This is a genomic window from Leuconostoc mesenteroides subsp. mesenteroides ATCC 8293, from assembly GCF_000014445.1.
GTDB lineage: Bacteria > Bacillota > Bacilli > Lactobacillales > Lactobacillaceae > Leuconostoc > Leuconostoc mesenteroides.
Genome location: NC_008531.1, coordinates 155,001 through 168,301, shown reverse-complemented (window position 1 = coordinate 168,301; position 13,301 = coordinate 155,001). Strand labels below are relative to the sequence as shown.

General features: G+C 39.6%; 9 protein-coding genes. 1 reads left to right on the top strand and 8 read right to left on the bottom strand.

The genetic code is table 11. The features are described 5' to 3' along the window. Positions 1-14: 14 nt before the first annotated feature. The 4 genes from LEUM_RS00910 to rpsL all read right to left on the bottom strand — a co-directional run bounded on the left by LEUM_RS00910 (position 15) and on the right by rpsL (position 4,470). Positions 15-1,208, bottom strand: a complete 1,194-nt coding sequence (locus tag LEUM_RS00910) for a CynX/NimT family MFS transporter (protein ID WP_011679128.1) — start codon at positions 1,206-1,208, stop codon at positions 15-17. A 90-nt stretch (positions 1,209-1,298) separates the two neighbouring features. Beyond that, on the bottom strand, positions 1,299-3,410 hold the full coding sequence (gene fusA / locus LEUM_RS00905) for an elongation factor G (protein WP_011679127.1): 2,112 nt from the start codon (positions 3,408-3,410) through the stop codon (positions 1,299-1,301). Between the two features lie 160 nt (positions 3,411-3,570). Beyond that, positions 3,571-4,041: a 30S ribosomal protein S7 gene (gene rpsG, locus LEUM_RS00900; RefSeq protein WP_011679126.1), complete on the bottom strand. Its 471-nt coding sequence runs from the start codon at positions 4,039-4,041 to the stop codon at positions 3,571-3,573. A 15-nt stretch (positions 4,042-4,056) separates the two neighbouring features. Further along, entirely contained in the window at positions 4,057-4,470 is a 414-nt protein-coding gene (rpsL, locus tag LEUM_RS00895; protein ID WP_004911305.1) for a 30S ribosomal protein S12, read from the bottom strand. Between the two features lie 252 nt (positions 4,471-4,722). Here rpsL and LEUM_RS10420 point away from each other — a divergent pair, with 252 nt between their 5' ends. Beyond that, positions 4,723-5,382, top strand: a complete 660-nt coding sequence (locus tag LEUM_RS10420; protein WP_011679125.1) for a prepilin peptidase — start codon at positions 4,723-4,725, stop codon at positions 5,380-5,382. A 4-nt stretch (positions 5,383-5,386) separates the two neighbouring features. On the opposite strand, the gene LEUM_RS00890 is transcribed toward LEUM_RS10420, so the two are convergent. The 4 genes from LEUM_RS00890 to serS all read right to left on the bottom strand — a co-directional run bounded on the left by LEUM_RS00890 (position 5,387) and on the right by serS (position 13,036). Next, a complete protein-coding gene (locus LEUM_RS00890; protein ID WP_011679124.1) occupies positions 5,387-7,867 on the bottom strand; it encodes an ATP-dependent Clp protease ATP-binding subunit in 2,481 nt (826 codons plus the stop codon). Positions 7,868-8,012: 145 nt separating this feature from the next. Beyond that, positions 8,013-9,131, bottom strand: a complete 1,119-nt coding sequence (gene prfB / locus LEUM_RS00885; RefSeq protein ID WP_011679123.1) for a peptide chain release factor 2 — start codon at positions 9,129-9,131, stop codon at positions 8,013-8,015. A gap of 50 nt (positions 9,132-9,181) precedes the next feature. Next, positions 9,182-11,593, bottom strand: a complete 2,412-nt coding sequence (gene secA / locus LEUM_RS00880; protein WP_011679122.1) for a preprotein translocase subunit SecA — start codon at positions 11,591-11,593, stop codon at positions 9,182-9,184. Positions 11,594-11,728: 135 nt separating this feature from the next. Continuing rightward, the gene (gene serS / locus LEUM_RS00875) at positions 11,729-13,036 is read right to left on the bottom strand and encodes a serine--tRNA ligase (RefSeq protein ID WP_011679121.1); all 1,308 of its coding nucleotides are present in this window, start codon (positions 13,034-13,036) and stop codon (positions 11,729-11,731) included. Positions 13,037-13,301 lie beyond the last annotated feature (265 nt).

Here is a 13,301-nt window from a genome sequence, read left to right as displayed (position 1 = left end):
ATGACTTGCGCTTTTTAATCCAAAATTTTATCTTGATTTTCCACAATTAATATTGCAACTGTCATCAGAATAAATAAGATAATTAACATAATAATTTGCGGAATCCAAGAATGAAACCAACCATATGCATAACCAAATAACAGTGGCCCAGTTGCAGCTAATAAATAGCCACCGCTTTGTGCCATGCCAGACAGCCGTGCTGTTTGTTCTGCATTACTAGTTTTTAGACTAAACGTTGTCATTAAGTATGGGAATAATGCTGATGTGCCAACCCCGATTAATAGATTAACGATCAGCCAATAGGTAAACGTTCCTTGCGGGAAAAGTAACAACATATATCCTAAAGTGCCCAATATTGAGAACATCCCCACTAGCCACTGCCGTTGCCCACTATCAAGTCTGGCAACAATTGATGGAATAAACAAAGCAAATGGCAGACCAATCAATGAATTCAAGCCAGCAAACAGGCTGGCCGTAGAAGCCGACAAACCGGTCTGCACTGCCATCGTTGGTCCCCAGGCCAAGAGAATATAAAACATAATTGACTGTACACCACTAAAAAACAACAATAGCCAAGCATACTTATTTCGCCAAATACTGGGTTTCAAAACATTCTCAGATTTTGTTTTAACAGTTGTTTGATTATTATGAACAAAATTTTGATTAGGTAACCAAACAAGTAATGCGATTATTAGTAAAACTGTTAACAAAATTATAAATGTATGCCAACCAGTTACAGCAGTAATAGGTGCCGATAACGCAGCCCCTATAGCAGTCGCTAGCATCATACTAAATGTAAATATCGAAGTCATAAAACCAACTTTTTGTGGGAAATACGTTCGAATCACACTAGGCAATAAAACGTTCATATGTGCAATTGCAACTCCTATGCATGCCGTACCAATGTAGAGAAGCGGTGTATTTAAGATTCGAATGAACGAACCAATAATAAGCAATCCAAGCATGAGTGTGAAAGCACGTTCTAACCCCAACTTTTGTGCTACCTTTGGCGCAAAAACTGAAAAAATGGCGAACGCCAATAAAGGTATCGTTGTTAAGATTCCTAGACTAGAAACCGGTACATGCAATGAACGCGCAATATTCCCCAATATCGGTGGAATAGACGTGAAGGGTAAGCGTAAAACCATTCCCACAACAATTATCCCGGGTACTAAAAATTTACTATGATTTTTATTATTTTTCAGCATTTTACTTTTTCCTATTAAAACGGCGTCACTCAATATGAGTGACGCCGTTTATACTGAACCATCTGTCAGTTAAATATTTAAATATTAGAATTAATCTTCTTGACCGTTTGTCTTGATGATTTCTTCTTGAATGTTCTTAGGAACAGCTTCATAGTGGTCAAATACCATCTGGAATGTACCACGACCTTGCGTAGCTGAACGCAAAGTAGTTGCATAACCAAACATTTCTGACAAAGGAACCTTAGCCTTAACAGCCAATACGGGTCCACGTGATTCTTGACCTTCGATCATACCACGGCGAGCTGAGACGTGTCCCATAACATCACCAAGGTTGTCTTCAGGTGCAACAATATCAACAGCCATGATAGGTTCAAGAATAACCGCACCAGCCGTCTTTGCAGCTTCCTTCAAAGCCAATGATGCAGCAATCTTAAAGGCAGCTTCACTAGAATCGACATCGTGATATGAACCATCATACAACTTAGCCTTCAAGTCAACTAATGGGAATCCAGCCAAAGGACCAGCATTTAATGCATCCTTCAAACCAGCTTCAACTGAAGGGATGTATTCACGTGGCACAACACCACCAACAATAGCATCTTCGAATTCAAAGCCAGCGCCTTCTTCGTTTGGTGCGAATTCAATATAAACATCACCATATTGACCCTTACCACCAGATTGACGTTTGAAGAATCCACGAGCTTGAACTGTCTTGGTAAACGCTTCACGATAAGCAACTTGAGGCGCACCAACGGTTGCTTCAACGTTAAACTCACGGCGCATACGATCAACCATGATATCCAATTGCAATTCACCCATTCCAGCGATCAAAGTTTGACCAGTTTCTTGGTTTGTTGTTGCACGGAATGATGGATCTTCTTCAGCTAACTTTTGAATAGCATTTGACAACTTGTCTTGGTCAGCCTTTGTCTTTGGCTCAATAGCCAATTCAATAACAGGTTCTGGGAATTCCATTGATTCAAGAATCAATTGATGACTAACATCTGTCAATGAATCACCAGTTGTTGTATTCTTCAAGCCAATCGCAGCAGCGATATCACCTGAGAATACCTCTTCGATTTCAGTACGTGAAGTAGCATGCATTTGTAGCAAACGACCAACACGTTCACGAGTATCAGAAGATGTGTTTTGTACGTATGAACCAGACTTCAAAGTACCAGTATACACACGCATAAATGTCAAACGACCAACGAATGGATCAGTCATGATTTTAAATGCCAAAGCAGCAAATGGCTTTGAATCATCAGCAATCAAGTCAATTTCTTCATCAGTCTTTGGGTCGTTAGCGATATATGGCTTAACATCCAAAGGTCCTGGCAAATAATCAACAACCGCATCCAACATCATTTGGACACCCTTATCCTTGTAGGCAGAGCCTGCAAGAACTGGGTAGAATTGCAATGCCAAAGTAGCACGACGAATTGCAGCTTTTAATTCTTCGATTGAAATATCTTCACCTTCAAGATACTTTTCCATCAAATCATCATCAACATCAGCTACAGCTTCAATCAATGTGTTGCGCTTTTCTTCTGCTAATTCCTTCAATTCTTCAGGAATTTCACGAGGTGCCCACTTTTCGCCCAAATCATCTTCAGGATAGTATGCTTCTTGTGTGATTAAGTCAATAACCGCTTCGAAGTCATCTTCAGCACCAATTGGCCATTGAATAGCTTCTGCATTAACTTGCAAACGTTCGTGAATTGAATCCACTGACATTTGGAAGTCAGCACCCAACTTATCCATTTTGTTAACAAATACGATACGTGGTACATCATATGTTGTTGCCTGACGCCAAACTGTTTCAGTTTGTGGTTCAACACCGGCAGCGCCATCCAAAACCGCTACGGCACCATCCAAAACACGCAATGCACGTTCAACTTCAATTGTGAAATCAACGTGCCCTGGTGTATCAATGATGTTGACACGGTAAGGTGTTTTAGCGAATTGGTCAAAGAAACCATGCCATACAGCTGTTGTAGCAGCTGATTGGATAGTGATTCCACGTTCCTTTTCTTGTTCCATGAAATCCATTTGTGAAGCACCATCATGTGTTTCACCAATTTTGTGAATTTTACCTGTATAGTACAAGATACGTTCAGTAGTCGTTGTCTTACCCGCATCAATGTGGGCCATGATTCCGATATTACGTGTACGTTCTAGTGGGTATTCACGTTTTGCCATTGTGAGTTATCTCCTGGTTTAGTTCTATATGCAACAAAAAGCGACACATAGTTGTGTTCGCTTTTTGACGGTGCTTGTGTGTGACAAACACCATCTATGACAATTGTACACTATCTGCATACCAAGGGTTGTATTATCTACTAGCCTCAGTATCAAATTTTTACCAACGGTAGTGTGCAAATGCACGGTTCGCTTCAGCCATCTTGTGTGTGTCTTCACGCTTCTTTACAGATGCGCCAGTATCATTAGCGGCATCCATGATTTCTTTAGCTAAACGTTCATCCATTGTATGTTCGTTACGCAAACGTGAGTAGTTAACTAACCAGCGAAGTCCCAAAGTTGAACGACGATCTGGACGAACTTCGATTGGCACTTGGTAGTTAGAACCACCAACACGGCGAGCCTTAACTTCCAATACTGGCATAATGTTTTCCATAGCTTGTTCGAAAACTTCTAATGGATCGTTACCAGTTGCTTCCTTGATACGATCAAAAGCATCGTACAAAATTGTTGAAGCTGTACCACGCTTACCATCAAGCATCAACTTGTTGATCAAACGTGAAACGAGCTTTGAGTTGTAAATTGGGTCAGGCAAAATTTCCTGACGCTTAGTATAACCTTTACGTGGCATTAGTCAGTCTCCTTCTTACTTCTTTGGTGCCTTTGTGCCATACTTTGAACGTGAAGTCATACGACCATCAACGCCCGCAGTATCCAAAGCCCCACGGATAATGTGGTAACGTACACCAGGCAAATCCTTAACACGGCCACCACGAATCAAAACAACAGAGTGTTCTTGCAAGTTGTGTCCAATACCTGGAATATATGCAGTTACTTCATATAAGTTTGAAAGACGCACACGGGCGTACTTACGCAAAGCTGAGTTAGGCTTCTTAGGTGTCATTGTTCCAACACGAGTAGCAACACCACGCTTTTGTGGTGCAGCATTATTAGTTGCCTTCTTCTTCATTGAGTTGTAGCCAAAGTTCAAAGCAGGTGATTTTGACTTAGAAACCTTTGACTTACGTGGCTTACGAACCAGTTGGTTAATTGTAGGCATGCTACAGTCTCCTTTAAATTTTCATTAATTTCACAGTTCCAGGTGTATCATTTTTATATTTCCAAAAATCATATCACTGAAAATCTGCTGACAATTGCCTTTACAGCGCCGTTCAGCACAGTGTGACGATGTCACAGAACAGATTACTCAAAAGCACGTTCAATATAATACCATTTTGAGCCGTGTTGTCAATAGGTTTTAACAACTTTCCATGCTAAATGAAAAAATGATTACCACAACGTATGATAAGTTATGGAAAATATATTTGTCTTTTTGTTTAATAGTATTATCGTCTCAACTATTATATGTGCTGCGGCTCGGTTGTCCAACAGTGTCTCTTTGAAAATACAACGCTCTTTTTGTTTTTATTGCGATCATAATTTAGCTTGGTTTGATATTATACCAGTTATTTCGGCATGTGTTCTACGCAACAAATGTCGCTATTGTCATGCTCATTTTGGTCACTACTATGCTATTTTTGAATTGTCTTACATATTAATTGGCACACTCTTATGGGCTACACCTGTAACTTGGATTACAGGAGTCTTATTATTATTTTTATCGTTAGAAGACTGTTCGAAACAAAGCATACACGCGAATATTTTATTCCCCTGGATAGGCTATCTACTTATACTTCATCATGATGCTGCACATCTGTGTTTAACAGTCCTCATTTTAATTTTATCTATAATTCTCGTAAAACATCGGCACACATTAGGCAGTGGTGATATACCGGTACTACTAAGTTTAGTACTATCAAACACGCCTGTTATTTTTTCTTGTACTTTACTCATCAGTTGTTGCCTGGCTTTACTCTATCTATTATACTCACAACAAAAAAGATTACCCTTTGTACCGTTTTTAAGCGGTGGTTGGGTAATCACTAATCTTTACATATTATTTTTACTTTAAAAACTTACGCTTTTGTCGTATCTTTCTTTAATGGCTTTGTGCTAATTCTGATTTCACCATTTTTGGCACCAATCGTTACCGCATCATCAGTTGTGATATTACCTCGCAGTAATTCTTCACTTAATGCATCTTCAACTTTAGTTTGGAGTGCACGTCTAATTGGACGCGCACCATATTCGGGATCAAATCCCGCTGAAGCTACTACGTCAATTGCTGCTGGTGTTATCTTAACACTGATACCTTGCTCAGCAACACGCTGTAGAACTGAACGACTCATTAGCTTGACAATTTCATGCAATTCAGGCTTCGTCAAACTTTCAAACACGATAGCTTCATCTAGTCGGTTAATAAATTCTGGTCGGAATGTTTCTTTTAAGGTTTCACGTATTTTTGCAGCTACTGCTTCGTGATCGTCCTTCAAATCAACTGCACCAAACCCAACTGATTTTTCATCACGCAATCGTGTTGCACCAAGATTGGAAGTCATAATGATGATTGTGTTTTTGAAATCAACCTTTCGTCCTTTTGAATCCGTTAAATAACCATCATCAAACACCTGTAACATTAAATTAAAGATGTCTTGATGCGCTTTTTCCGCTTCATCCAATAGGACAACAGAATAGGGATGATTACGAACCTGCTCCGTTAATTGGCCACCTTCGTCGTAACCAACATATCCGGGTGCCGAACCAATCAAACGACTAGATGACCAACGTTCCTGATACTCTGACATGTCAATTCGAATCAAGTTATCTTCGCTGCCAAATATTGCTTCAGCTAACGCTTTAGCTAGTTCTGTTTTTCCAACACCAGTTGGTCCCAAAAACATAAATGTACCAATCGGGCGACTAGGGTCTTTTAATCCAGAACGAGCACGACGAATTGCTCTAGCCACTGCGGATATAGCTGTCTTTTGTCCAATAACACGGCGCCCCAGAACTGACTCCAAATTGACCAAACGTTGTTGCTCGTTCTTTTCCATTTGCATAACAGGCACACCGGTTTGTTGCGAAATAACCTCAGCAATATCTTCTTCTGTAACATGAAGCGAATATCGTTCAGCATTTTCTTTTTGGTTATTTTGAGTATCTTTAGCTTCTGACTTTGCCAGTTTCTGCTTCAATTTCATCTCTTCAGTGCGCAACTGGGCTGCCTTTTCAAAGTCCAATGACGTAATAGCAGCTTCTTTTTCCGCTTGAACTTCTGCAAAACGAACCTTGGCTTTCGATATTGGTGTTGCTTTCCCAGTGGCATCAATACGTACTTTTGCTCCAGCTTCATCCATCAAATCAATGGCTTTATCGGGCAAAAATCTATCCGAAATATAGCGAGCCGAAAGTTTCACAGCCGCTTCAATAGCTGCATCATCAATCTGAACTTGATGATGTTTCTCAAAATGAGAACGAATTCCTTTCAAAATAGCAATAGCATCATCTTGAGTTGGTTCATCAACTGTTACTGATGCAAAGCGGCGCTCTAAAGCTGCATCGGATTCGACATATTTTTGATACTCATCAAATGTCGTAGCACCCAAAGTTTGCAATTCACCACGTGCTAATGCTGGCTTTAAAATATTCGATGCATCAATGGCGCCTTCGGCGCCACCTGCACCAATCAATGTATGCAACTCATCGATAAATAGAATAACCTCGCCATCATTATAAATTTCTTCAATGATTTTTTTTAATCGGTCTTCAAATTCTCCACGATATTTTGTTCCTGCAACCAGTGACCCCATGTCCAATGCCATCAACCGTTTCTTGGCTAAGTTTTCAGGTACTTCACCGTCTACGATTTTTTGTGCCAGTCCTTCAGCAATGGCAGTTTTTCCAACACCAGGTTCTCCAATCAATACAGGATTATTTTTTGTTCGTCTGGATAGTATTTGTATAACACGACGAACCTCCTTTGGGCGACCGATTACTGGATCAATTTTGTTGTCTCGCGCCATTTGAGTCAAATCACGTGCCAATCCATCTAAAGTAGGCGTTCCCGCTGATGCTTGCTGCTTCTCCTGTTGCTTCATTTGCTTCCGCACATCAGTAATGCCTAATTTTCGAAGAATTGCACGACGCATATCTTGTAAATTAACGTCTAATGCTAGTAAAATTCGTGAAGATAGTATGCTTTCATCCTGTAATAAAGCTAACAAAATGTGCTCTGTTCCAACTTTTGATTGTGCTAAAGCACGCAACTCTTCATTCGCTTGATGTAAAATATCTGCCGCTTTTGGTGAATAAGGTAAATAGATGTTTTTATCATACCGACTAGTGATACCATATCCTGTAAAGTGTTCAATTTCCTCACGAATATCATCGTCCATAACATTAAACTGACCTAATATCTTACTGGCGATGCCTTCTTTTTCTATTGCTAGGGCGAGTAAAAGATGTTCTGTACCCACAGCTTGGTGCTTAAAATACTTTGCTTGTTCCTGTGCCAAAACCAATACATTTTGCGCACTTGGTGTATAATTATTATCCATGTTTGCCTCCTTAAAATTAGGCTGCCTACGTCTTATATTGACTTATATTATAACCTATTAAACATTTATTAGGAAATCTTTTTGTTTAGTCTATTTTATACTTATAAAATTTAAAAAGTCGAAACAGTAATGTTTCGACTAATTATTAATTAGGATTTTTAAGTGATAACTGCCACTGCAAGTACGCATTGATGAAAGGATCTAAATCACCATCCAGTACTGCTTGTGGTTGGTTAGTTTCATAATTTGTTCGATGATCCTTAACCATTTGATAGGGGTGCAAAACGTAAGAGCGAATCTGTGATCCCCAACCATTTTCCATTTTTTCGCCTGTCAACGCCGCACGCTCAGCTTCTTTTTTCTCTAATTCCAACTGGTATAGCTTACTTTTCAACAGACGCATGGCATAATCACGGTTACCATACTGAGTACGCTCTACAGTTGATGAAACAACAATTCCTGTCGGTTCATGCGTTAGACGAACACCTGTTGAAACTTTGTTGACGTTTTGTCCACCGGCGCCACCAGAACGGAACACATCCATTTTAACATCATCATCACGTACCTCAACCTCAATTGAATCGTCTAGCTCAGGCATTACATCAACTGATACGAAACTCGTATGACGTCGACCAGCGCTATCAAAAGGAGAAATTCTTACGAAACGGTGCACACCTTTTTCGCTTCGTAAAAAGCCATAGGCATTATGTCCAGTTACTTTAATCGTTGCACTATCAATACCCGCTTCATCTCCTGCATGATAATCTAAGGTTTCAACTTGAAAATCATGTTGCTGTGCCCAACGCGTGTACATACGATATAGGTTAGCACCCCAGTCTGTCGACTCAGTACCACCAGAACCTGGATGAATTTCTAAAATGGCATTATTTGCATCATACGGCTCAGTTAATAGTTGCTCTAAATTATAAGCATCAATATCTTTTTGCGCCTTCGCAACCCCTGCTTCAAGTTCACCTAGCGTGTCCTCATCCTCAGGATCTTCCACAGCCATTTCTATTAATAGTTCTAATTCTTCAACTTGATTTGTTAAATTCAAAAATGAATCACGACGATTTTTTAAAACATTATTTTCTTCAATAACCTTTTGCGCTTTTTCATTGTCGTTCCAAAAATCAGGTTCCGTCATACGATTTTCATAATCAGCAATTTCTTCCGTAAGTGCTTCCATATCGAGCGTTCCGCGAAAACGTTCGATATTCTCCTGCATATCACTGACGGCATGCTTTGCATCGATAATTTCCATATTAATTCCTTTCAAAATAAAAACGAACAAAGTTCGCTTTTATTTGTATATTAAGAACGTAAATTCTGACGAATTTCAGCTTTCATAAATGTGCGTGTTGTGTCATATTCAACATCTGCAATCATTTTTTGAAAGTTCGCAAATGCTTCGCTTTGATATTCGATGAGTGGATTTAATTGTCCATATCCACGTAAACCAACACCTTGACGCAACCGATCAAGAGAATCTATATGATCTGTCCAGTGTTGATCAACTGCTCTCAAAATAACAACTTTCTCGAACTCCAACATTTGTTCTGGATCATAAAGCTGGCTTTGCTTTTCTTTATAATTCAACTTCGCTAGCTCTAATAATTTTGCTTTGATTTCATCACGAGTCAATCCCTGCAGTTGTTGCACTGTAACGGCATCATCATGTGCTAGGGCATTGCCAACAAAAGCAACAATTTGCGGCAGATTCCAATCGGATGACTTCTTCTCTTTCGTTTGAGCATCCACGACACGGTTAATAGTACGTTCAACCATTGGCATCAAAACCCATTCCAATGACTCTGATTCATCAATGACAACATCACGTTCATGATAAATCAATTCACGTTGTTCACGTACAACATCATCGTACTGCAAAACATTTTTACGTGTATCATAGTTGTTTCCTTCAACACGTTTTTGGGCTGATTCGACAGAACGAGTAATAAACCGATTGGTAATCACTGTATCTTCATCCAAATTCATTCTCTGCATCATCAAGCGGACACGTTCAGCACCAAAACGAATCATCAAATCATCTTCCAATGAAAGAAAGAATTGTGAAAAGCCTTCATCTCCCTGACGTCCTGCACGACCACGTAACTGATTATCAATACGTCGTGATTCATGACGTTCTGTGGCAATAACAACTAACCCACCGAGTTCCGCAACACCAGGACCAAGTTTAATATCAGTCCCTCTACCAGCCATGTTGGTTGCAACAGTTATTGCACCACGCTGTCCGGCATTAGCAATAATCTCAGCTTCTTTGGCATTGTTTTTGGCATTTAAAACATTGTGAGGCAAATTTTTCGTCATCAATATTTTTGATAATAATTCTGAATCTTCGACAGATCCCGTACCAATTAAGATAGGTTGTCCCTTTTCATGCAATTCAACAATCAATTTAACAACCGCATTATACTTGGCACGAATAGACGTATAAAGCAAATCAGGTTTATCCACACGTCTAACAGGACGGTTCGTAGGAATACTGATTACTTCCATATTGTAAATTTCACGTAATTCTTCTTCCTCAGTTTTAGCGGTTCCAGTCATACCTGAAAGTTTCTTATACATACGGAACAAATTTTGATAAGTAATTTGCGCCATTGATTTATTTTCTTCTTGAATCTCGACGTTTTCTTTAGCTTCAATAGCTTGGTGCAAACCGTCTGATAAACGTGTTCCTTCAGAAATACGGCCCGTTGACTGATCAATCAACTTAACCTCGCCATCTTGAACGACATAATCCTTATCTTTAATGTAATTAAAATTAGCCCGCAAGGCTTGGTCAATATGATGCGTTAAGGCTGTATCGTCAGCATCATATAAGTTATTCAAGTTAAAGAATATCTCGCCTTTGTGAATTCCTTCAGGTGTTAACAAAGTCGCCTTGGCTTCTTCATCAACCTTAAAGTCCTCATCACGTTGCAAAGTTTTCACGAAACGGTCAGCGCGAGCATAAAGTTGGGAGACTCCTGAACCTGGTCCAGAAATAATCAAAGGTGTACGTGCCGTATCAATCAAAATTGAATCTGCTTCATCGATAAGTGCAAAGTTCAATCCTCGTTGCATAACACGCTCGTCTGCGCGTCGTACCATGTTATCACGTAGGTAATCAAACCCGATGTTAAAGTTGGTAGAATAAGTGATATCAGCGTTGTAAGCAGCACGCTTTTCTTCTGCTGGCGCATCACCAACATTGACACCGACTGTCAATCCAAGCCAATTGTATAATTGACCCATTTGTTCCGCATCTCGAGCGGATAAATAATCGTTCACTGTAACAACATGCACACCGCGACCTGATAACGCATTTAAATAAACAGCCATTGTTGCTGTCAAGGTTTTACCTTCACCTGTGCGCATTTCAGCTAAATTTCCACCGTGTAATACGATGGATCCCATGATTTGAACATGGAAAGGATACAAACCAAGAACTCGTTTAGCTCCCTCCCGCGCCACAGCAAAAGCTTCTGGTAACAGCTCGTCTAAAACTTTTGCCAAAGCCTTATTTTGCTTATCCTTGTCCTCAATACCATCAATTGCATCAGCAATTTTTGACTTGAATTCTCCAGTTTTAGCCTGTAACTCACTATCTGACATGCTAGCCATGGTGTCTGCATAACTTTCGACTTGATCGGCAATTTTATTTAATTTCTTTAGTTGTTGCTTTGAATTATCAACTAATTTACGTATTGGATTGGCCATTACTTTTAACGTGCGAGTAGTAAGTTCGCTCGTTTCTCCTCTAAAATCTATTTTTTGTATATTACTGCAAAATATGTGTATTATATGACTAATTATACCAAAAAAAGAGTCCAAAATATAGACCCTTCCTTTGAATTAATGGTGTGTTGTTGGTTCAAGCTTCTCTTGTCCGGCTAAATAAGGTCGCAAAACTTCTGGAATAGTTACTGAACCATCCTCATTTTGATAGTTTTCTAAAATAGCCGCTACTGTTCGCCCTACTGCTAGACCAGAACCATTTAATGTATGCACAAGCTGTAACTTATTATCTGCATCACGATAGGTAATGTGCATTCGACGGGCTTGGAAATCTTCAGTGTTTGATACTGAAGAAATTTCTCGATAAACGTTCTGCTGTGGCATCCAGACCTCAATATCATATGTTTTTGCTGCTGAGAATCCCATGTCGCCTGTTGACAATACAATCACATGATAAGGCAAATTCAATTTTTGTAAAATGTTTTCCGCATCTAGTGTCATCTTTTCTAATTCTTCGTAAGAATCTTCTGGTTTGGTAAATTTAACCATTTCAACCTTATTAAATTGATGCAAACGGATTAATCCACGCGTATCTTTACCTGCCGATCCCGCTTCTTTACGGAAAGAAGGTGACAGCGCAGTGAACTTGATTGGTAAGTCCTCACTTGGCAATTCTTCACCTGAATAATAGTTAGTCAAAGGGACTTCCGCTGTTGGAATATATGTTTGATTCAATCCTTCTACACGATAAGCATCATCTTGAAACTTTGGATATTGTCCTGTTCCAAACATTGCTGAATCATTCACCACAATCGGCGTGATCATTTCAGTGTAACCTTCTTGCCTATGCTCATCTAACATAAAGTTATAGACAGCACGTTCAAGCCTTGCCCCATCACCAACGTAGTATAAGAAGCGGGCACCAGAAACTTTTGCGCCTCTCTCAAAGTCAAGTATCCCCAGATTCTCTCCAATTTCATAATGAGCTTTAACCCACGATGCTTCTTCTAAGGCATGCGGACGTGATCCATATTCCTCTGGGGCCCACTTTCGTTGTTCTACGTTAGCAGATTCATCTGGCCCAACTGGTACATCAAAAGCAGCCATGTTTGGCAAATGAGCAGCGATTTCTCGAACCTGTTCATCCAGCAATGTTTGCTCATTATCAAGACTCTTAATATCTGCCCCGACTTGCTTCATTTGCAAAATTGCTTCACTAGCATCTTCTTTTTGACGCTTAGCAAAAGCAATTTTATCTGATACATCATTACGTTGTGCTTTAAGAGACTCAACTTTTTGGATCAAATCCCGTCGTTTTTGGTCAAGTTCCAATAACTCGTCAATTGTTTCTGGGTTAACGCCACGGTATTCTAAACGTTGCTTGACTTCTGCGCTGTTTTTACGCATATAACGTATATCTAACATTTAATATGTCCTCTTTTTCATAAAATAAAAAACGCGTTCTTCTCTTGTCGCTAAACAAGGGACGAAAAACGCATTTCCGTGGTACCACCCAATTTTTATGATTATATAAATAAACCATAACACTTCATTATCAATAACGGCGATCCCGAGCAGCATTACCTGCTAAACTGTTTGTTACTGGAGTTTCACGCGTACCATTTTTCATCAACCAATGATTTTCTAAAATGCGCTACTTATGGTAACTGATGTTCTCATTTTAACCCAT